Origin of the sequence: Sedimentitalea nanhaiensis DSM 24252 (genome assembly GCF_000473225.1) — a bacterium.
Taxonomy (GTDB): domain Bacteria; phylum Pseudomonadota; class Alphaproteobacteria; order Rhodobacterales; family Rhodobacteraceae; genus Sedimentitalea; species Sedimentitalea nanhaiensis.
The window spans coordinates 1-21,766 of sequence record NZ_AXBG01000028.1 but is presented as its reverse complement, the minus strand read 5'-3'; the positions used below and the strand labels follow the sequence as shown (position 1 = coordinate 21,766).

Genomic DNA, 21,766 nt, shown 5'->3' with positions numbered 1-21,766 from the left:
TCACTGGCTCATCTTGGCGTCGACCATCGCCTCTTCGGCGATCATCGCTTCCAGTTGCCGCCGGAATCGCAGCTGGCCCGCGTCGATATGCAGGTCGATATGCGGTGAAGTTTTTTCGGTCATGCCGATCTGCACCTCGTTCAGAACGGCGCGATCCTCTTCGAATGCGCTGCGCACGTCCTCGCTCATCATTTTCGACAGCTCTTCGTCGTCAGGACGGATATTGCGCAGCTGGAACCAGTAATAGCGCGTCTCGGTCTCGGTAGTAGGCGTCATGAAGTTGTAGCTGTCCATGACAAACGTCTTCTCGTGCAGGGTGCCATCGACGCCGCCGGTTCCGGCGGGGGTGAACACGGCGCGGATCAGCGCGTGGCTGGGATAGCGCACTTCGTAATGCTGCAGACGGTCGCAATTGCCCTCGAACTCGACAACCTTCTTGTAGAAGGGCGCGGGCTCGTGATCCATCATCCAGCGGTGGACGATGACGCCCGTGTCGGTCTTGGTCACGCGCAGCGGCGTGTCCTTGGTCGCCGCGGCCGCAAAGGAGGACTCGTGGACCCAGGCCACATGCGTCGGATCGAGCAGGTTGTCGCACATCAGCAAGTAATTGCAGTTCAGCTCCATCGCCGCGCCGCGATTGATGCCCCATTCGGGATTGTCGAAATTCGGGATGTCGATGATGTCCTCGGGGTCCGCGATCGCCGCATTGCCCATCCAGATCCAGACCAGCCCGTATTTCTCATGCACCGGATAGGGACGCACCTTGGCGGCCGAGGGGATGCGCCCGCCTCCCGGCGCCCAGACGCATTGGCCCGCGCAATCGAAGGTCAGGCCATGGTAGCCGCATTCGACATTGTCATCCTTGATCCGGCCCTTGCTGAGCGGCAGCTTGCGATGCGGGCAGGCATCCTCCATCGCGATGACTTCGCCGTGGCTGTTGCGGAACATACAGATCTTCTCGCCCAGCAACTTGACCTGCTGCAGCTCGCCCTTGATCTCGTCGCTCCATGCGGCGACATACCATGCGTTCTTCAAAAACATACCTGGACTCCTGACTGGCTTGGGTGTGGCTGGACCTCTCCGATCTATATTGAAGACATGGCAAAATTAAACGTCGTTCTGCAGGGTGATTGTTTAGTTTTCCTGCCTTATGGAAAATCGGTCGGCGCCCTGGCCAGAGCGCGCCTCGGCCAGGATCCAGTTCAGGAACCTGCGCGAGACATCATGCTCCAGCAGCATGGGCGACCAACAGATGTAATAGGGTTCAGGCATGGGGATGGACTGCTCGGACAAACGCACCAGCCGTCCCAGCTTCAGATCCATCGAAGCAAATGAATGCTGCGCCAGGGCAACGCCCTGCCCGCTTGCCACAGCTTCCAGCGCCGAGCCGGAAAGAGAATGGATCGAGACGGGTTTCTGCCTGGGGCGCGGCTGATCTTGGGCCGCAAGCCAGTCGCCAAGGCGCGGCACGCTGGCATAGCCCGGACCCCAGTCGATATCGACCCACGGCAGCGATCCCAGCGCTTCAGGGTCCGACGCCTCGGGGTGGCGCGCCAGGAATTCGGGCGCGCAGACCGGAAAGCAGACATCATGGAAGAGCGCGCGCCGATGCGGATGCACCTCGGATGCCGCGCCATAGGTCAGGCGGAACATGTGGTTCAGGAATTGCGGTTCCGGCTCTACATGGGTGGCCTCAAGCCGGAAAGAGGCCGAGCCGTGAGCCGCCTCGAAACGGTGAAGGCGCGGATTGAGCCATTTGAGCAGCAAGGTCGGCAGCCCCGAGATACTCACGTCCCGGTCGGCCATCCGCTCGGCAAGTAGCCCCTGCGCCTGCTGGAGCTTGGCGAAGCCGGCCGACAGCAAGTCGTGATACGACCGCGCGGCAGGGGCCAGTGATGCGCGCCGGCCATCCTTCATGATCAGCGGGATCTTGAGTTGCGTCTCGAGGATCTTGATCTGCTGGCTGATCGCGCCGGGCGTCACGCCCAGCTCCTTGGCCGCCGCCGTGACAGAACCGAGCCGCCCGAAGCTTTCGAAGGCCTGAAGCGCACGGAGGGGAGGAAGAGTGGATTGCATAGCCTGCCTATAATATGAGGTCGCACCAGTTACACTTAGAAAGCCTAAAGAGTGTCTGCGCAATTCTCATTTGTCAGAAGATCAGCGGTAGACCTATTCTAATAACAATAGACATAATAACACGCAAACGGCCGCCCGCTCAACGGGTGTTCAATCATCTGGCGATGATCGGTGTCGGCCCATAACAGGGATATCTTTCAATGACGATTTCAATGAACCGACGCAGTCTCCTGATCGGTGCGGGCGCCATGGGCGGCGCCGCCGTTCTGGGCCTCTCGGGCCAGCCTTTGCGCGCGGCGACGCCGCAGCCGGGCGGAACTCTCCGCCTCGGGGTCGGCAGTTTCGACTCGGGCGAGACGCTGGATCCGCAGGTGAATGAGACCAAGTTCATGCAGAACCTGCAATGGCAGATCCGTAACAACCTGATCGAGATCGGGGCGGGCGGCGTTCTGGTGCCCGAGCTTGCCACCAGCTGGGAATCCAATGACGATCTGACCGTCTGGGTGTTCAAGCTTCGCCAAGGGGTCGAATTCCACAACGGCAAGACGATGGATGCCGATGACGTGGTCTTTTCGATCAACCTGCATCGCGGACCGGACACGATCAGCCAGACCAAGAGCCTTGTCGCCGTGATCAAGGACGTTCAGGCCACTGCCCCCGACGAGGTGACGATCACCCTGAACGAGCCGAATGCAGGCTTCCCCCCTGTCATGGCGCTGACCACGATGGTCATCGTGCCCAAGGATGACATGAATTTCGATGCCGGGATCGGCACCGGCGGCTATATCCTCGAAACCTACGAGCCGGGCATCAAATCCATCGTCCGCAAGAATCCCAACTACTGGAAATCCGATCGCGCCCATTTCGACGAAATCGAGATGCTGGCGATCCGAGATGTCAATGCGCGCACGACCGCGCTGCAGACCGGGCAGATCGACGTGATGAACTCGGTCGATCCGACAACGGCCAATCTGATGGCCGTCATGCCAGGCGTCGATCTGGTCCAGACGCAGGGCAAGGTGCATTACTGCTTCAGCATGATGACCACCGATCCGCTGTTCCAGGACGTGCGCGTGCGCAAGGCGATGAAACTGGCGATCGACCGTCAGGACATGGTCGACAAGATTCTCAATGGCTATGGCTCGATCGCCAATGACCAGCCGATTTCCAACGCCTATCGCTATCACAACCCCGATCTGCCCCAGCACAGCTATGACCCCGAGCAGGCCAAAGCGCTACTGAAGGACGCGGGCGCCGAGGGTCTGACGACGACGCTGCACGCCTCGAACACGCCCTTTACCGGCGCCGTGGAGGCCGCGCAGCTCTTTGCCGAGCATGCCGCGCAGGCAGGCGTCACCATCAATGTCGCGCGCGAGCCCGAGGATGGCTACTGGTCGAACATCTGGGGCAAGAAGCCGTTCTTCGCCTCGCGCTGGTCCGGCCGTGCCAACGAGGATCTGATGCTCAGCCTCGCCTACTCCAAGGAGGCGTTAGGCGGCTACAACGCGACCAACTGGGACAACGAGGCATTCAACACCGCACTGATCGCCGCCCGTTCGGAAAAGGACGACGCCAAGCGCCGCGAGCTCTATAACGAATGCCAGCGCATCCTGTCGGATGAGGGCGGGCTGATCGCACCGGTCTGGGCCGACTTCCTCGATGCCAAGGCATCCAAGGTGGGCACGCCCGAAGAGATCTCGGGCGACTGGGACCTTGACGGCAACCGCTGCGGCGAACGCTGGTGGTTCAACGCCTGATCGGGCAGAATTGCAATATGGCGGGCCGCCCGGAACGGCGGCCCGTTGTCACATCCGATCCCGAGGTCGACACATCCCATGGACACCCCCGCCGCAACCGACAGCCTCACCGCCGCCTTGGAAGAACTTCGCCATCGGTTCGGCGAGCGCCTGCTGACCTCGGACGCCGCACGCGAGCACCACGGGAGTGGCGAGTCGCATCTTCCGCCCCAATGGCCTGACGCCGTGATCATGGCGACATCCACCGAAGATATCGCGGACATCCTGCGCGCCGCTCATACGCACGGCGTGCCGGTCATTCCCTTCGGCGCCGGATCGTCGCTCGAGGGGCAGATCCATGCACCGCGCGGCGGCATCAGCATCGACATGTCCGGCATGGACCAAATCATCGCGGTCAATCCCGAGGATATGGATTGCCGCGTCGCCTGCGGCGTCACCCGGCAGGCGCTGAACGAGCATCTGCGCGACACCGGGCTTTTCTTTCCCGTCGATCTGGGCGCGCATGCAACCCTTGGCGGCATGGCGGCAACGCGCGCCTCAGGCACGACGACCGTGCGCTACGGCTCGATGCGGGATCTGGTGCTGGGGCTGACCGTGGTCATGCCGGACGGGCAGATCATCAAGACCGGCGGTCGGGCGCGCAAATCTTCGGCCGGTTATGATCTCACGCGGCTTATGGTCGGCTCCGAAGGCACGCTCGGCATCATCACCGAGCTGACCTTGCGGCTTTTCGGAATCCCCGAGGCGGCGCAAAGCGCGATGTGCAGTTTCGCCAGCATCGGGAAGGCGACCGAAACGGTCGTGGCCGCCTTGCAATGCGGCCTTTGCCTGAACCGGATCGAGCTGGCCGATACCGTCCAGATGCGCGCGATCAATGCCTATTCGGGCTCCGATCTTCCCGAACATCCGACTCTCTGGATCGAACTGACCGGATCCGAAACGGCCGTGGCGCATGACATGGCGATCCTGCGCGATCTGGCGGAGGGCGCGCTGCGCTTCGAGGCGGCCCAGACGGCGGAGGCCGCATCGAAGCTGTGGCGCATCCGGCACGACGCGCTTTATGCCGCGCGTGCGCTGCGGCCCGGCATCAAGGGGATCTCCACGGATGTCTGCGTGCCTGTCTCGCAACTGCCCGCTTGCATCAGCGGAATCATGGACGTGATCGCCACCACCTCGATCATCGCGCCGCTGGTCGGGCATGTCGGGGATGGCAACTTCCATCTGGTGCTGCTTTATGATCCGGCCGATGCGGATGAGGTGCGCGAGGCGCGGCATATCAACAGCAGCCTGATCGAGATGGCCCTCGCCATGGGCGGCACCTGCACGGGCGAGCATGGGGTCGGCCTCGGCAAGAAGGCGTATCTCGACGCCGAACACGGCCCCGCCCTCGATGTGATGCGCCGGATCAAACGCGCGCTTGATCCGGGCGGCATCATGAACCCCGGCAAGATTTTCGACCTTTGACGCCAAGGACAGCAACCATGACACACCCGCTTCCCGATGATCTGATCCGCAAGGATGTGCGCGATCTGCCGGAGTATAATGCCGGCTTGGCACTGGATCGTTTTCGCGACGCATACGGCATCGATTGCGTGGCCAAGCTGGACAGCAACGAGAGCCCGCTTGGCCCGTCGCCACGCGCGATCGAGGTGATGCGGGAGGCGGCAAAGGGTGTCGCGCGCTATCCCGATGCCGCCAACACCGCACTGCGCAGCGCCATTGCGCGAAGCACCGGGGCCGAGGCGGACCGGATCATCGTCGGCAATGGTTCGGAAGATCTGATCGGGGCGCTCTTTCGGGCCACGATCCGCGCAGGCGATCACGTGGTCACGATCTGCCCGAGTTTCGGCCTGCATGAGTTCGGCGCGCTGACCTTCGGCGCGCGGGTGACCAAGCTGCCTTTCGAGGCCGACTGGTCCTTTCCGGTCGAGACGATCAAAGCCGAATTGCGCAGCGCGCCGCGCATCCTGATCTTCTCGTCGCCCAGCAACCCGGCCGGCCCCGCAATCTGCGAAAACGCCTTCCGCGCCATCGTGGAGGCCGCTGACCCCGCGACGCTGATCTGCTTCGACGAGGCCTATGTCGAATTCATCGACCCGCAGCACCGCTTTGACGCGCTCGGGATACTGGCCGCATCCGGCAAGCCCCATATCGTGCTGCGCACCTTCTCCAAGGCCTACGGCCTGGCTGGCGCGCGGGTGGGATACGGCATCGCCAGCGCACCCGCGATGATCCGGGCGCTGATGAAGACGCGCAATCCCTTCGGCGTCAACGCGATGGCCGCCGCAGGCGCGATCGAGGCGCTGGCCGACACCGCCCATCTGGACCGCGTGCTGCAGTGCGCCGCGGCCGAGCGCGACAGGGTGGCCGCCGCGCTGACCGCCAAGGGCTATCCCTGCGCGCCCAGCCAGACCAATTTCGTCTTTTTCGACACAGGCCAGCCCGCCAATGAGTTTGCCGAGGGCCTGCGCCGCGCCGGGATCCTGATCAAGGCATGGCAGGAGGCGCCGTTTCAGACATGGGCGCGCGTCACCATGGGCACAGCGGCCGAGAATGACGCGTTTCTGGCTGCCGTGCCGCAGATCAGCGGCAAGGTGGCCTGACCGCCTCGCCGCCGTCCTGCGTAGTGTGGCGCACCTATAGGCCGGTACTGCAGCGAAATCCCGTGCTACTCGGCGCCCCGCTTCATCGCTTTTGAGCGGAACTCCTTGGCATTGTCGACGTGAATGGTATCCGGCAATCCCTCGGCGGGCCAGTCTGCGTCGATCCCCAAGCTCTCCAGCCAGTCGAATTTGGGCTGCACCAGGTGCTGAATGGCCAGTGCCACCGACAAGGTCGATGGCGGCTCCAGCGTCAGGTAAAACCCTGCCACCATGCGGCTGGCGACGTCGATGGCGAGCGTCAGCCAGGGCCGTTGCAAAGGCTTCCGATGAATTCGATCTACGACGATGACATCCACCAGCGTATGGTCGATCTGAACCACCTCATAGGTCCGTTGGACCTGATAGCTGCCTGGCACCGGGTGATGGCGCTGGCGAGAGGCTCTGGCGCCCTCACGCGCCGCTGTGAGTTCGACCGGATCTATCGCCGCCACACGGTCCCGCAGCGTGGTCCAGCACGGGGGACGCAAACCCCTCTGACTGCACCGCATGCGCACCTCCTTTTGCAGGGCGTTGATGCTCGGCTTCTGGAGGGACTTGTAAAACTCCTCGATCGCCCCCGAAATCACCGTTTCGATCTCGTCAGGCAGCCGACGGCTGCCCGTCGGTGTTCCGACTTGAGCCGCCAGCAAGGAACTGGCGACCGGGCGCGCCTTGTACGCTGAGATCAACTCGTACAGGCGGGAGCGCTTGAGACCAAGATCGCGGCAGTCCTTGAGAAACTCGGCACGGTTCGGCGGTGACTTGTTTGCCAGCCGACGGATCACAGTTTCCCGCGCGACCGCCTGTTCCCACGCAGCATCATCGACGGCGTTGATGTCTGCTCGATCCACCATGGCCAAACCCGGAAAATAAGTGTCTTATTGTCGCGTTGCCCTTTAATCTGAGACGGGACGTGTTTGGCGACAATTTTTGCCCTTAATTGTGAGATGCGGCTGTCATGGGGCCGGCGCTTTTCGCGCGCCTTTGCGCGATGTGATCAACCGCGGCAAGCAATCGAGGCTCCTTCTCGAAGGCGCGCAAGAGAGCAACCCTTGCATAGTCGTCGATGCTTTTGCTGACGATGGCTGTCTTAGCCAAGGGCTGAGATCGAGCGGCGGCGATTGCGGCGAGGCAGAACAGCCTAACTTCCGATCTGGGGTTCTGGACAGCGAACGACGGATCCCCGCGGAAGGTTTTGAGTGACATGGCAAAGGTGACTGCGCGCATTGCGCGCCGAAGTTGCTTGGGGCCGCGCGATCGCGCGGCGCACTCAAGCATCCCTGCCCCGCGGCGCGCTCGGTATATCAGTTTTCCGGATATTTGTTCCTCACCGGGTTTGCCAAGGGTCTGCACAAGACTCGTCCCGCAAACTTGGCAGTCAAATGCCCAGGCACGCCTCCAATGCCTGAGCGAAAGACCCTCTCTGGAGCATTGCATGCAATGCTGGAATGGCATCTGAGCCGTCAGCGAGGCTTCTCGTGGCGTCATTGCCGGAAAGGTCAACGATCGCACAACATCTGGTTCGACTCGTGCGGCGTTGGCAATCCTCTCCGCCGTGGCCGCGTCGACGCTGAAGTCCAAGGCGGTGCCCTGCGCGGTATCGATTTTGATATGAGCCAGCAGTTCCGCGTCATCGCAATAGTTGGCCGCCGCCAGCCGAGATAACCAACCTGACAACAACTCGTCTGGCAGCGGCGCGACAGTTTTCGGCAGCGGGCGCGGCTTCACACCCCGGACTTCTCGAGTCGCCGATGTGCGTTCGCATGGCGCGACCAAACCGGCGTCCATTTTGCGATAGCGTCATCAGTGATGCATTCATCACCTGTGATAATGGCGTCGATGGAAAGATCCTTGATCAGGGCGAAGATGCGCGAAGTCACCCCGCCGCTCAGCGCCAGTATCTGCTTGAGCGACTTGACCTTCAGATTGGATTTCTTCTCGAGGGGCATTGCCGCGATGAGTGTCTGGATCATGTCCGAGAACTCGGCATCGTCGCGCCAGTTTGGCAGGTGATGTTCGTCCAGCCGCCTGGCAAGCTGGATATCACCACGGATGGCATCAACGGCCTCGCTGACCCCGAGGCAGACCAGCGACACCTCGAGTTCATTGCTAAGATACCGCAGAACATTGAGAAAGCGGCGCTGTTCGCGGTGGGTCCCGGCCAAGAGGTTGTGAACCTCGTCGATCATGATCATCCGAAGGCCAAGGTCGCGCAGGAGCGCGATGACGCGGACCTCGAGGGAAGCCACATTTTGCGCGCGGGCGCTCAGTGCCGTCGCCGGGGCGCCGACGGCGGCCAAGATGTGCAGGTAGAACCGCCGTTCGTCTGGTGCGGGCGGCGCTTGCAACAGCAGCAGCGGTGTGCGGGTGATGTCTGACGCTGGATCGTATTCTGGTGCGTATTTGCGCGACAGGTTTCGGGCAATCATCGTCTTTCCGATCCCGGAGGCACCATGCACAAGAAGCCCAGGCATACGGGTTTGCCGTGGCGCTTCGATCAGACCCTGCAAGCGGTCCAACACCTGTTCGGCCCGCGGAAAGCCGATCCAGATATCCGATTGAATGAGGGCAATCCGACCGTCTTCCTGAGTTGTCCTTGCCCTCAATTCACCATCTCTCTACCTTGAACAATGGGCGCGATGTATCACCCGTATCGATCGGGCGCAGCCCTTCAGTCGTCGCGACAGCCGAGTTGGCGCCCTCCAATGTCCCTTTTCTTTCACGGGATCGGCGTTCGGCCTTTGTCAGGCCCCGGCTCTCTGCCTCGATCTGGCGTTGCTGGCGGATCAACTCAGCCAGAACCAGCTCATTGGACCCGGACTTGCCAAGGGCGCGGGCCTTCCTCATGGCTTCGCGATATTCCCAGAGGGACGCTGGCGGGATTTCCAGGTTTCTGTACCGCGCCTCAACAAATCGGCCATCGTCCAGTTCGACCCAGATCATTGAGATATCGCGAGGATCGTAGCGAACGACCACCTTTCCATCGCCGCGCCCAATGTGGCCTGCAAGGGCATCGGACCAGTACCGTATCTGGAACAGATGGATGCCGTCACGCCTGATCTTGCGCAGTTCGCTGGGCAGGAAGCTCACCTGAAAGGCTTCCATCTCGAAGGGGATGTCGCTCGTCATTTGCTCTGAGAGCGCTTCCCATTTGGCAACGGGCGTACAGCCAAGGCTTGAATGAATGCTGTTGTTGTAACGGCAGATTTCGAGAGCAAACCAATGATCGAATTCGCTCAACGTCATCGTGGCCATGCCTTCGGCATCATAGTCGCCCTTGGTCGCGATCGAGGATTGCGTTGTTCCCGGCAACAGGTGGACGGCCCCCATCATCGTCCCGATCAACCGCTCGATGTGACCTCCGAAGTGAGGACTTCCCGGCGGCCGATAGACCAGATCGATCCCCCATTCCGCGCATGCCGACCGAAAGGCCCGCGACCGGAAATCGCGGCCATTGTCGACGTGGAGGCTGAGCGGTTTTCCCTGTGCGGGCCAAGGAATATTGCACGCCAATTCAGTCAGAAGTTCCGCCTTGGGGGCCACCGCCTGTGTCAGGCAAAGCGCCACTGACAATCGCGAAGGCGCCTCGAGAGAAGTGTAGTATCCGGTTACCATCCGCGTTGCGATGTCGATCGCCAGCGTGACCCAAGGCCGCCCAATTGGTTGGCGTTCAAAGCTGTCGACAAGAATGATGTCCGCCGGCGTATGATCAATTTGGACGATCTCCAGTGGCACACAGGCCTTGTTCTCACCTGTGACCGGCGCAAATTTTTGGCGGGCCGCCTTTGCGCCCTCTCGTGCCTTCGCAACTTCGCGGGCATCCATCGCATCCAGACGACGCTGAACCGTCCGCCGTGTCGGCGCCTGCAAGCCCTGTTGCCAGCACGCGCTACGGATTTCTGTCACGACGCGCGACAGGCTCGAACGCTCCCGGCGCAAGAAATAACGGCGAAGATGTTCTTCGATCACCGCTTCGACCTTGCTTGATATCAAGGCCGTACCGACTGGACGGCCCCGTTTCCGCGGTACCAGAGCGCTCGTGCGCCCACCCTCTTCAGCCAGCCGCTTTATCCAGCGCCAGACCGTCGCCCTGCTGACACCAAGCTCCCAAACGGCGTCATTGACGCCACTTTCCAAGCTGTCAGTTCCTTTAAGGTATGCTTGGACAAGCGGACGCAGCACCGCGGCCCTGCGCGCCTCTTCAGCACCAACGGCAACGGAGTCTTCGCCATCATCATCCATCGATACTTGCCGCACAAGTCTGTGAACCCTGTCTCGGGTTTAAGGGCAAAAATATCGGAATTAAAGGCAAAATCTCATATTTAAGGGCAAAGCATAGCCGTTGATTTCGTTGGATTTCTCATCTCACAATTAAGGGCTACGCGACACGCGCGACGTGGCCTCCGGCTACGTCGTCGTTGGAAATCCGGGGCGCCCAGTTCGACAAGATTAAACTTAACAACCGACTTAGATGCTGATCCGCCACATCCTGAAGCGTCCTTGTTGCGTCACTTCTTGGATCAGGCCTCTCTCTTCAATCCAGGCGAGGTTCCTTTGAACAGCCGCGCGACTTGCGCCTGTTAGAGCCTCCGCCATCGGCGCCGACACCAAAGGCCACTCCGTCAACACAGACCGAAGAGCGGCCGGAGTTCTGCCCGAAAGCTGGGACATGACTCTCTCCGCCCGAACACTCCATGTTTGGGTACCATCAAGATGACGCATCGCCGTTAGAATTGCGCTGTTCATCCCATCCAGCCAGCGGGCCAAACGTTCGGGCGGCAAGCCCGAAACACGCAGTCCCCCTGCCCCGCCCATGGCGAGCGGTACGAAGATGGCGCCGCTTCCATCGCTGGCCGCGATCCTGGACGCGGTGACGGCGGCTTCCATCTGGTCACCGTGCTGTCCGAGGCCGGCCAGGTTCCAGAGATGAAAGCCCATGCAAGCCCGCGTGATTGGGTGGAGCTCGGCTGCTGCAGCCATTACGTCCAACCATCCGCCCGCGCGTTCTTCGAAACGCTCAGCGCTGCCTTCAATGTTCTCGGGATCGCGGCGATCCAGGAAGGCGGCCAAGTCAGCCTTCGGTCCGGGACCGCCTGTCAGGCGCCGAACAGCCCATCCAACTCTTGCCAGGGCATTTGGGTCATCCTGTGCACCTGACAGCCGCATCGATATCCAAAGCGCTAGACGATCAGAACTCACCCGATCCCCTGCGAACCAGCTAAGGTCCGCTGCCTCGATAAGAGCGAGGCGATGCCGCCAGCCTTCCGGGCCACGCAGCAGCCGGTCATCCAGAGCACCCAGGCGTCCAGCGACCCGTGCCAGTCGCGCAGCGTGAACGCCCTCTGCCTTTGCCCAGTCTTCGATGACAGCAGTGTCGGGCGGTTCCGCCCGTGGCCCGGGAGGCAAATCATCCGGTTCTTCTTCGAATGGTCCCGGCAGAAACCAGAGATCCTCTTCGTGAGCCTCTTCATCCTCCTCGATGGTGATGAGGGGGTCATTGAAATCATCAGTCAATGCGGATGCTTGGATCTTCATATGCGCAAAATACTGTTCTTTTGCACATTACCCAAGTGGTTTTGTGGCGGTTGCCTTCGCTCTTTATATAGTATGCGCGCGCGACTGCCGGTGAAATCTCTCAGATCGCGCTCAGCGCAAGGAAACCAAGGGATTTTGGACGAGCACGACGAGAGAGCACCTACTTGCATTCGTTTACAAACAGTCGTTTAATAGCAATACCTTAAATTGCAAACAGGCCGTTTTCATGCCCTTGATAGGCTATGCACGCGTATCGACAGAGGATCAGACCCCCCTGCCCCAGTCTGAGGCCCTGCAAACTGCGGGATGTGTCGAGATCTTCGAAGAGCACGCCTCTGGCGGCAATCGCGCGCGTCCTGTGCTTGCGCGCGTGCTCGACCGCGTCCAGAGCGGCGACACGCTTGTCGTCGTGCGGATCGACCGGCTTGCGCGATCTCTGTCGCACTTGCTGGAAGTGATCGAGCGCCTGGAGGCCAAGGGCGCCTTTTTCCGCTCCCTGCAGGACCCCATCGACACCGCTTCCCCGCAGGGCAAGTTCACATTGCAGGTTCTGGGCGCTGCGGCCGAGTTTGAACGTGCTCTGATCCGCGAGCGTACCAAGGCTGGGCTTGCCTCGGCACGCGCCAAAGGGCGCGTAGGTGGCAACCCAGGGCTTCGCGCCAGGGACCCTGTCGCGCTCCGCAAGGTGCGGCTGGCACGAAAGGACGGCTATATGGAGCGCTTACACGAGACCGCGCCGGATTGGGTGCCCCATGTGCGCCGCTTGCGCCCCGATATGGCTTGGGAAGACGTCCTGCGGATTATCAATGGCCCCCTGCCCCCAGATCGCCATTGGACCCAAAGCCGCTTGCTGCGCGCCGTTAAGGCTTACGTCCGCGACGGCTTTCTGTCCGCTGAGGTGCTGGGCCGTGCAGGACGCCGCGAAACCGACGACCGCCTCCCCGCGATCGTTGCCGGCATCAAAGGAGCGGACCCAGACATCACTCTTCAGGCAATCTGCGACCGGCTTGAGTCGATGCGCGAGCGCACCCCTCGAGGTCGTACCAGCTGGCAGCCGTCTTCGGTCAAGATGTTGCTGGAGCGTGCTGAAAGACTGGGGTTGCTGGGGTCCGTGCATCAACAACAATCTTGAGAAGATTCCACGCCATGGAACGATAGCACTCCAGCACGCGCGTACTTAATCGCGCATGAACCTGAGGTGGTGTCGAGTAGAGCTATTGTGCGCTACCAGCGGTTTCCATTTGTCTCTATTAGCTGACAATCTACTTAGCTAGGAGCGGGGCAATGATAGAGGTCCCTGCCCTAGTATTTGCGACGACAGTTCCTGAACGTGGATCTTCGGAAGGTATCTGCCATCGATCATGCCACGCGGATCATCCAAACAATAAAGCTGGGAGCAGTCTGCCCTCAGACATTCAGTGACGGGAGCCATAGGTTGTGCTGAAGCAAGAACGTGGTCCGCGGTTGCTTTCCAGTGTTCTCTAAAGCCGTCGAGTAAGCGCACCGGCTTCTTTGAGTTTGAACTCATGATCACTGAACATTCTTTGGAACCTCGAGTGTCGCGGAAAGCTTCTCCCTGCCTCTCAATAATTTGGTCTCATCGGATAGGTGTCGCGGGTCGGTGAGGTGTGGTTGAATTCTTCGTGGCAACGCTGTGCCTTGTGTCGGGTACTGTTCCCACGACACAGGCAACCGTGATGCCCCTTACCCTGCTGGGAATCATGGACGCCTCAGACGACAGGGCCTTGACCATCCTTGCTCATGCAGTGGGTTTGGTCTGATCGTTTAGGCATGGCACCAAAGTACCAATGTAGCTTTGAATGTCGATCCAGTTCGGTCGTGGATTTGCCGTAGGTCTGTCGGTGTGTTGTCTGTTCCGGCCCGAGCTTATTGGATCTCTCACAATCCAGAATTCCGGTCAAGACGCCATTGAGAAGCGAGGCGCTTGCGATACCCAGTCAGCGCCAGATTGGCTCGTGAACCGCAAGTTTGTGCGTGCTGTTAACAGCTGTTAACTCGGGAGGGTGCGTGGCTTCCCTAGTAGCGCATTGGTCCAACAGCACAATTTGTGGATAAAATCCTTGACTTAACTGGGTGAATCACGGCCATTAGAGTCAAGTTGCGCAAATAAGCGCGTTCGAGCAGAGAAATTGCAACTATGTTTCAGACGGCACCCATCGAAGCGGCGTCCCAATCCGAGCTTACAAGCCAGATGGCCGCGCGTCTACACACGGCGCTCACGACGCATCTTCAACAAGCCTATGCGCCCGATCAGCGCAAAAATTTGAGACTATTCAGCGCAACAGAGACTGCTGACTTACTCGGTGTGACCGGTCAATTCTTGCGCAAGTGCCATAGCGATGGTTCGTTGCCTGAGCCTAAAGTCATCAAGAACGGACGGCGCTTTTATTCCGGGGAAGAGATCCTGCAAGCGCGCCATTTCTTAGAGGCAAGCTCTCGAAAGCCGGGTAAGTATCTTCCCGGGCGTCGCGAGGGTGACAAGCTTCAGGTCATTCAGCTGATGAACTTCAAAGGTGGATCTGCAAAGTCCACCTCTGCAATCCATCTGTGTCACTACCTTGCTTTGAGTGGCTACCGGGTGCTGGCAATTGACTTGGATCCACAAGGGAGCCTCACGGGCTTTTGCGGGATTCAAACTGAACTGGAGTTTGAAGGCGCGTCAATCTACGACGCACTGCGTTATGACGATCCAGTGCCGATGTCAGAAGCTGTCGTGGAAACCTATTTCCCTGGCTTGCATTTGGCCCCTGCCCGCCTTGTGCTGAGCGAATTTGAGACTGAAACGGCGGTCAATGCGGGGCGCGGTGTCGCGTTCTTTGAGAAGCTCAGTCTAGCGATCCAGTCCGTTGAGAGCGACTACGATGTAGTTGTGATCGACAGCCCGCCAGCTCTCGGGTTTTTGACTCTCACCGGCCTTTATGCCGCGACCTCTGTCATCGTGCCGATGACGCCAAGCATGCTCGACCTTGCCTCTACACAGCAGTTTGTCGAGATGACATCTGCCTATCTCGGGGTGATCGAGGACACGGGTGTCAAACTCGATCATGATTTCTTCTCTTTTCTCATTACGCGGGACGATCCGAGCGACATTCCCAGTCAGCAGATTGTGAGTTTGATGCGCGCTCTGTTCCAAGATCGTGTCGTTGGGGCGACTGGACTGCGCAGTACGGCAATTGGCGATGCTTCGATGCTCAAGATGTCGATCTATGAGGTTGCACGATCCGAGATGACGCGATCGACGTACGATCGGGCTAAAAATAGTATGGATGCAGTAGGTGCGGAAATCGCAGGCATGCTTCAACAGGCGTGGGGGCGTTAGTCATGGCAATGGGGAAGAACAAGACCGGTATCATGGCCGCGATAACAGCGGCAAGCGAGGCCTCAAAGGAGGGTGTGTCCGACAGGGCCCACCGGACCTTGCCAAAGGGAACTATCGGTTCGGTCCGCGCAGGCCTCGGGGGCATTCAGGATATCGACACCAACTTGATCCTCGCCTGGGGTCCAAAGGATCGGCTGGATATCGAGTTAACAGCTGTTAACAGCGACGCGACAAATGAATCTATTCAAGATCTCGCCGCCAGCATCGCTGAGTCCGGACAGCAAGTTCCAGTGCTTTTGCGTCCATCAAAGGATCGTGACGGCCATTTTGAAGTCATCTATGGCCAGCGACGCATACTTGCATGTCGCCATCTAGGGATGTCGGTGCGGGCTCTGATCCGCACACTCGATGATACCGATGCTCTAATGGCCAAGGGGCTCGAGAATGCCGGCCGTGCGGAGCTGAGTTACTACGAACGTGTTCGGTTCGCACAGGCGATCTTGGAGCAGGGATACTCCCGTGCGGAAGCATGCCAAGCTTTGGCGATCAGCAAGAACACTCTCTCGCAGCTTGAGCGTATCAATCGGCTTGTGCCCGTAGCGGTCGGTCAGGCAATCGGCGCGGCTCCAGGCGCAGGGCGCCCAAAGTGGACCACTCTCGCAACGGCGTTCGAGAAGGAGCAACTTTCGGAGGAGCGTGTATTGGATGTGCTTGGTCAATCTGGCGTCCTTGATTCCGACGGGCGGCTGGACCTCGTCATCAAGGAAATTGGCAAGCGTGGTAAGCAAGAGCGATCTGTTGAACAGCGCTCGCCCGTTCCCGGTGTGCAGATCAAGAGTGGAAAATCGGGACTCTCAGTAACCGTTAAGCGGGTAGGGGAGAATACAAGATTCGCGAATTGGCTGGATCAGAATCTGGACCAGCTCATTCAGGATTCCTTCGATCGGTTCCAATCAGAGAGCCACGATGGATAGCGGTGGTTAACAACTGTTAACCGCCAAAACAGAGGCAACGAGCAGAAAGGAGAAAGGCACCAAAAAGAAAACCCTCGAAACCGAAGTCCCGAGGGCTGCTGCGCACAAAGCGCGATTTGTTTTCACACCTCAATCATAGCAGCCCGCGAATCGCTAAACAACGAAAAACGTCTTCGGGCGAACAGGTTTTCTGTGCCTAACTAAGAAATGACAAAATTCAATGATGCTCCGCTTGGAGCGACTGGGACAGTCATGCCTCAGAACGGCGGAGGTATGTCCAATATCAACCAACCCTCGGGGTGGCGCAAAGCGACGGCCGGACTGGCGGTTGCTGAACAGCACGCACAAGCTGGTGAAAGAGCAGCCGTGCCCAAAACACAGGCCTTTGTCGCCGTGAAACGCGTTGGTGCGCATTTAGGTCTCAAGGCTGGCGACATGCTGGTTCTCGACACGCTTGGGGCGTTCACGCAAGCCCAGGACTGGGAAGAGGGACAGCGTCCGATCGTCTGGGCGTCCAACTCTTATCTGATGGAGCAAACAGGCTTCTCGCTCTCGGCGCTCAAGCGCCATTCCCGGCGTCTGGCCGAGATCGGCGTGATTGCCTTCAAGGACAGCCCTAATGGCAAGCGGTGGGGCCACAGGGACGCTGACGGCCGTATCATCGAGGCCTACGGCTTTGATTTGTCGCCGCTGTCGGCTCGCGCCGAAGAGTTTGAGCAGCTACATGCTGAACTGCAGGCTGAACGTGAACTCTGCCAGCGCCTGAAGCGCCAGATCACTGTTGCGCGCCGAATGATCCGCGCGAGGATCGAAGCGGCCCTCAGCGATGCTCTGAGAGGCCCTTGGACACAGCTCTCAAGCCTCTTTGAGGATCTTCTGGACCGCCTGCCACGCCGGAACACGGCCTCTGAGACGCTTGCGCGGCTCCTAGAATGGTTCAGGGAGCTTCAGGAGCGTGTCGAAGTGACCTATCTCAAGGCATTTCGAGCGGATGACGTTGTGGAAAACACCGCCAAATCCACCGAACAAGTCAGTGAAAAGACTCAAGAAGTGGACCCCAGGGAGGTCATTACTGAACCTCATATACTAATTACAAATCAACTTAATCCTGTAACCTGTAATCGCTCAGAAACTGAGCAAGCGGCGGCCGTGGTGCCAAATGCGCCACCGGAAGAGACGGTGGATAGGGAGCTGGAAGACTGGGTGGTTGAAACACGTAAGAAACGTGGTGCAGCGCTTGATTTGCCGACTGTGATGCAGGCTTGTCCTGAATTCGCGTCCTGGGCACGCAATATGGGCGGGTATTTGAAGGATTGGGGCGATCTTCATCGCGTTGTCGGGCAGCTCAGGCCCATGATCGGTGTCTCAGAGCACGCTTGGAACCTCGCACAGGACCGTCTCGGTCCCCAAATCGCGACAGCAGCGCTCGTTCTCACGTTTGACAAGCATTGTGCCGGCGAAGTGGCGTCTCCGGGTGGATATCTGCGGGGTATGGTCGAGAAGGCCGGGGCAGGGGAGCTGCATCTCGAACGCAGTTTCTATGGCCGGTTGAGCGGACAGGCGGCGTAATGGGAAGTCAAGCAGTTGTCCTGCGTTTGACCTCCCAGATCGGGTATGCGGAGATTGTCGCCCTTATTCTCCGCGCCTTCTGCGGTGTTTGTCGTTGTCTTGCGGAGATTGTGCCGTATAATCTCCGCAAGGAATGCGTAAAATATGACTTACATTCACGAACACCCTGATTGGCCCCAGTTTACCTGGGATAAGGCCAAACTGTCGTCACAACTTGCTGCGGTCCGTCACCGCCAAGGCAAACTCTTGGGGCGCATGGAGGGTCTTGGCTTCGATCTTCGCAACGAGGCGATGCTTAGAACACTAACCAGTGATGTCGTCAAAAGCAGCGAGATCGAGGGGGAGACGCTCGACAAGGATCAGGTTCGCTCATCTATCGCAAAGCGGTTGGGTCTGGAAATTGGCGGGTTGATCCCGTCTGATCGCCATGTTGATGGTGTCGTCGAGATGATGCTGGACGCGACCCAAGCGTATGACAAGCCACTGGATGCGGAGCGTCTGTTCAGCTGGCACGTGGCCCTCTTTCCGACCGGGCGAAGCGGAATGACCCGGATCAGGGTGGGACAGTGGCGTGACGGTCCGATGGAGGTTGTATCAGGACCCTATGGCCGCGAACACGTGCATTTTGAGGCGCCAGAAGCCGAACGGTTAGACCCTGACATGGCGCGTTTCCTGACCTGGTTCAATCAATCCATCGAAACAGATCCCGTCATACATGCCGCCATCGCCCATCTTTGGTTTGTCACCATCCACCCGTTCGATGATGGCAACGGGCGCATAGCGCGCGCGATCGCAGACATGGCCTTGGCGCGATCGGAAGGCAGCGCGCAGCGGTTCTACAGCATGTCGACGCAAATCCGGCAGGAGCGGAGCGGCTATTACGACATGCTCGAGACGACGCAGAAAGGCGGGCTTGATGTCACGGCGTGGCTCGTTTGGTTCCTGGCTTGCCTTGACCGCGCATTTGATGGTGCCGAGATCATCCTTGAGGCCGTGTTCCGGAAGGCGCGGTTCTGGGAGAAATATGGAACGGCGAACATGAACGACCGCCAGCGGGACATGCTGAACCGTCTGCTGGATGGGTTCGAAGGAAAGGTCACGACGTCGAAATACGCGAAGATCGAAAAGTGCTCACAAGATACGGCCTATCGCGATATCCTCGATCTGATCGAATTGGGCGCCTTGGAGAAAGATGAGGCTGGTGGACGCAGCACCAGCTATTCCCTGACGGCGACCTAAAGAGGTTTGACACAGGCGAAGCCTCAGACGCCCACTCCAAGCAAGTATCAGACACGCACCGGTGAGGCTTGCCGGTCTGTAAATAAAGCTAAGCCTTTGATAATTTGTGATAATCATTAGACTCCATCACTTCTTTGCCGATGTGCGTTGCCGATCTTTGGGTGCAGTATGCAATGAAGGTGAACCGCGGTTTTGACGGTCCCAAAATTCCTCAGCCTGTGCCTCCGGGGTAGCAGAGAGGGAAAGTGTCCTTCGGGTTTTGTGACTGACAGTTGAGGGACCTTGGGGTGCCTCGGACGGGTCCGGGCCGGATTCCGGTCTGTCTTTCTCACCAACACTCGAAAGGAGGCCAGCCATGGCCCGATCCCGTACGCCCAAATTCGATGCCTCCGAGGTCATCACAAACGAAATCATCCGCATCATCGAGCGCGGCGTCCTGCCGTGGCGCAAGCCATGGACCGCAGGTGGCAGCTCTCGTCCCCTCCGCGTGGGCGGTGAACCCTACCAAGGAGTGAACAACTTCCTGCTGACAATGCGGACCGTGATGGCGGGCCACAGCTCGCCCTTTTGGATGACGCTGCCGCAGGCCAATGCCTTGGACGCAAAGGTTCGCAAGGGCGAGAAGTCCTCCGTGGTGGTTTACTATGGCCAAAGCCGGAGGCAGGGTGAGGGCGACGAGGCGCGAGACGATGGTGAGGCAGATGGTGACGAGGCCCGCGTCTTCCGTTTCCAGAAATCCTATCGCGTGTTCAACGCCTGCCAGATCGAGGGGTTGCCGGATAGCTTCCATCCCGAGCCGGACCCGGTGCCTGAGCATCCGCCCGCTGAACCCATTCCCCATATGCAGGCTTTTTTTGATGCCATCGATATCACCACCGTCTTCACGGGTAGCGATGCCTACTATCTGCCGCCGGTAGACAAGGTCTACATGCCGCCGATTACGCGGTTTCAAAATTCGCCAAATTTTTATGGGGTTTGGGCCCATGAACTGGGCCATGCCACAAAGGCGCGCCATCGCTTGAACCGCGACTACGGTCTTTCGCGGTTCGGCAACACAGCCTATGCCCGCGAGGAGATCGTTGCCGAACTCACGTCGTGCTTTCTGGGGCAGGAACTTGGGTTCACCGCGCATACGCTCGAGATGAACGCGGCCTACCTTTACAACTGGTTGCGCGTTTTGCGCTCGGATAAACAGGCGATTTTCAAGCACGCGGCCGATGCGCAGCGCGCCTGTGATTACCTTATCGCGCGATCGGAGGCGGGCAGGGCAGGGGAGGTCGACCAGGCCGCTTGAGGGAATGTGTGTCGGCAAAGGGAAAGCAGGCTTTGGGAAGGGTGTTTCAAACTTCTCAAAGGACAGACCCATGACCAACGCAGCACAGCCTCTGACAGACCGCCCAGACCCCGCCGTAATCGCCGCTCAGAATGACGCTTTCCGCAAGCTCGCCTGCCTCGGGATAGCACCAGAGGCGCCCATCCAAGGCCGGATGCATGTGACCCGCTCGCTCATGGAGGCGGGGGACGGTTTCATGGCCGAGGCGGTGAATGTCACGGGGGCGTTCGACACGTTCGAACCCGAGAACGACCCGGAGGGCTGGCATGATTTCGGGGCGATCGAGATCCGGGGCGAAACCGTGTTCTGGAAAATTGATCTCTATGAGTCAGATTCCGATTTTCGCTGCGGTGCCGAGGCCCCGGATAACCTGGAAACCACCATGCGTGTGCTGACCATCATGATGGCGCGCGACTGGTAGGCGAGGGGTAGCCTCAAGACCTATTTCTCAGCCTCCTAAGGCCCGCTGCCCACTCAAAAGGCAAAGCGGGCCTTTTGTCCTTTTGATCCCCAAACCCGGGGATTGGTCGCGCAGCAGGTCGCGCCGGCCGCACCCTACCCATCGAAAAGGACATCCCATGACCGCAAGCTTCAAACCCGTCTCCGTCGCTATTGGCGATCTGACTGCCCACCCCGCCAACGTGCGCAGTAACTCCCCGGAAACCTATGACCCCGAGAACATCGCCCATCTGAAGGCCAGTATTGCCGTTCTGGGTCTCTTGCAGCCGCTCTTGGTCCAGAAGCTCGACGGCAAGTACGCAGTGCTGGCCGGTGGCCGACGTCATGCCGCGCTGAAGGACCTGGTCGCTGACAAGGCCGCCAAGGGGTTCACCGCGAAAACCAAGGTGGACTGCCGCCTTGTCCCTGAGGACTGCGACGTCACCACGGCCTTGTCGCTCGCCGAGAACATCACGCAAGCGCCGATGAACGCCATCGACGAATTCGAGGCCTTTGCGCTGTTGATTGTCACTGAGAACTGACCCGGCAACTGCAGAAATTGTCATTGAGAATTGACCCATGTGCAACCTTGCCCCTGCTTGATTCAGCTGGGGGCTATTGGAGTGGTAGACATGGGATTTTTGAGGGTCATTCGGAAATGGGCGCTGCGAGACAAGATGCCCATTCGCGAGATTGCGCGGCGAACAGGCGTGTCTCGCAACACGATCAAGAAATATCTGCGGGCCGGGATTGTCGAACCCGAATTCCAGAGACCGGACCGGCCGAGCAAGCTGGATCCGTATGCTGAGAAGCTGACAGCTTGGTTGCTGTCTGAGCAGCGCAAAACACGCAAGGAGCGGCGG

Annotated in this window: 18 protein-coding genes and 1 pseudogene; 12 read left to right on the top strand and 7 right to left on the bottom strand. The window is 59.5% G+C overall.

Annotation, left to right across the window (positions count from 1 at the left end; translation table 11 throughout):
* Together NANH_RS0100800 and NANH_RS25040 are read right to left on the bottom strand one after the other, a co-directional pair.
* The gene (locus NANH_RS0100800; protein ID WP_027260339.1) at positions 1–1,041 is read right to left on the bottom strand and encodes an aromatic ring-hydroxylating dioxygenase subunit alpha; all 1,041 of its coding nucleotides are present in this window, start codon (positions 1,039–1,041) and stop codon (positions 1–3) included.
* 93 nt (positions 1,042–1,134) lie between these two features.
* Positions 1,135–2,076, bottom strand: a complete 942-nt coding sequence (locus NANH_RS25040) for a LysR substrate-binding domain-containing protein (protein WP_051372180.1) — start codon at positions 2,074–2,076, stop codon at positions 1,135–1,137.
* 200 nt (positions 2,077–2,276) lie between these two features.
* On the opposite strand from NANH_RS25040, the gene NANH_RS0100790 reads away from it, so the two are divergent.
* From NANH_RS0100790 to NANH_RS0100780, 3 genes are all read left to right on the top strand, one after another.
* Entirely contained in the window at positions 2,277–3,833 is a 1,557-nt protein-coding gene (locus NANH_RS0100790; protein ID WP_027260338.1) for an ABC transporter substrate-binding protein, read from the top strand.
* 78 nt (positions 3,834–3,911) lie between these two features.
* Complete coding sequence (locus NANH_RS0100785; protein WP_027260337.1) at positions 3,912–5,297, top strand: FAD-binding oxidoreductase; 1,386 nt, start codon at positions 3,912–3,914, stop codon at positions 5,295–5,297.
* A gap of 17 nt (positions 5,298–5,314) precedes the next feature.
* On the top strand, positions 5,315–6,436 hold the full coding sequence (locus NANH_RS0100780) for an aminotransferase class I/II-fold pyridoxal phosphate-dependent enzyme (RefSeq protein WP_027260336.1): 1,122 nt from the start codon (positions 5,315–5,317) through the stop codon (positions 6,434–6,436).
* 65 nt (positions 6,437–6,501) lie between these two features.
* On the opposite strand, the gene NANH_RS25035 is transcribed toward NANH_RS0100780, so the two are convergent.
* The 5 genes from NANH_RS25035 to NANH_RS0100755 form a co-directional block, all read right to left on the bottom strand.
* Positions 6,502–7,329 (bottom strand): integrase catalytic domain-containing protein, encoded by an 828-nt coding sequence (locus NANH_RS25035; RefSeq protein WP_245601343.1) that lies wholly within the window; start codon positions 7,327–7,329, stop codon positions 6,502–6,504.
* 82 nt (positions 7,330–7,411) lie between these two features.
* Positions 7,412–8,203 (bottom strand): TniQ family protein, encoded by a 792-nt coding sequence (locus NANH_RS0100770; protein ID WP_027260335.1) that lies wholly within the window; start codon positions 8,201–8,203, stop codon positions 7,412–7,414.
* Positions 8,200–9,081, bottom strand: a complete 882-nt coding sequence (locus NANH_RS0100765; RefSeq protein ID WP_027260334.1) for a TniB family NTP-binding protein — start codon at positions 9,079–9,081, stop codon at positions 8,200–8,202. Before NANH_RS0100765 ends, NANH_RS0100770 begins: the two co-directional genes overlap by 4 nt.
* 1 nt (position 9,082) lies before the next feature.
* The gene (locus tag NANH_RS25030) at positions 9,083–10,612 is read right to left on the bottom strand and encodes a Mu transposase C-terminal domain-containing protein (protein WP_245601342.1); all 1,530 of its coding nucleotides are present in this window, start codon (positions 10,610–10,612) and stop codon (positions 9,083–9,085) included.
* A 330-nt stretch (positions 10,613–10,942) separates the two neighbouring features.
* A complete protein-coding gene (locus NANH_RS0100755; RefSeq protein ID WP_027260332.1) occupies positions 10,943–12,010 on the bottom strand; it encodes a hypothetical protein in 1,068 nt (355 codons plus the stop codon).
* Positions 12,011–12,236: 226 nt separating this feature from the next.
* Here NANH_RS0100755 and NANH_RS0100750 point away from each other — a divergent pair, with 226 nt between their 5' ends.
* The 9 genes and pseudogenes from NANH_RS0100750 to NANH_RS0100705 all read left to right on the top strand — a co-directional run.
* Positions 12,237–13,142 carry a recombinase family protein gene (locus NANH_RS0100750; protein ID WP_027260331.1) on the top strand — a complete coding sequence of 302 codons (906 nt, stop codon included), beginning with the start codon at positions 12,237–12,239 and terminating at the stop codon, positions 13,140–13,142.
* Positions 13,143–14,168: 1,026 nt separating this feature from the next.
* Positions 14,169–15,350, top strand: coding sequence for a plasmid partitioning protein RepA (gene repA, locus NANH_RS0100740; protein WP_051372178.1), 1,182 nt, complete (start codon positions 14,169–14,171; stop codon positions 15,348–15,350).
* A gap of 2 nt (positions 15,351–15,352) precedes the next feature.
* Positions 15,353–16,324 (top strand): plasmid partitioning protein RepB, encoded by a 972-nt coding sequence (gene repB, locus NANH_RS25025; protein WP_036049113.1) that lies wholly within the window; start codon positions 15,353–15,355, stop codon positions 16,322–16,324.
* Positions 16,325–16,597: 273 nt separating this feature from the next.
* Positions 16,598–17,893 carry a plasmid replication protein RepC gene (gene repC, locus NANH_RS0100730; protein WP_027260329.1) on the top strand — a complete coding sequence of 432 codons (1,296 nt, stop codon included), beginning with the start codon at positions 16,598–16,600 and terminating at the stop codon, positions 17,891–17,893.
* Between the two features lie 144 nt (positions 17,894–18,037).
* A complete protein-coding gene (locus tag NANH_RS0100725; RefSeq protein WP_027260328.1) occupies positions 18,038–19,132 on the top strand; it encodes a Fic family protein in 1,095 nt (364 codons plus the stop codon).
* 355 nt (positions 19,133–19,487) lie between these two features.
* On the top strand, positions 19,488–20,426 hold the full coding sequence (locus NANH_RS0100720) for an ArdC family protein (RefSeq protein WP_027260327.1): 939 nt from the start codon (positions 19,488–19,490) through the stop codon (positions 20,424–20,426).
* A 70-nt stretch (positions 20,427–20,496) separates the two neighbouring features.
* Complete coding sequence (locus NANH_RS0100715) at positions 20,497–20,886, top strand: DUF3768 domain-containing protein (protein ID WP_027260326.1); 390 nt, start codon at positions 20,497–20,499, stop codon at positions 20,884–20,886.
* A gap of 157 nt (positions 20,887–21,043) precedes the next feature.
* Positions 21,044–21,430: pseudogene (locus tag NANH_RS25020) on the top strand (ParB/RepB/Spo0J family partition protein); the annotation flags it as partial.
* A 105-nt stretch (positions 21,431–21,535) separates the two neighbouring features.
* On the top strand, positions 21,536–21,766 hold a 231-nt coding region (locus NANH_RS0100705), incomplete at its 3' end, for a helix-turn-helix domain-containing protein (RefSeq protein ID WP_027260325.1).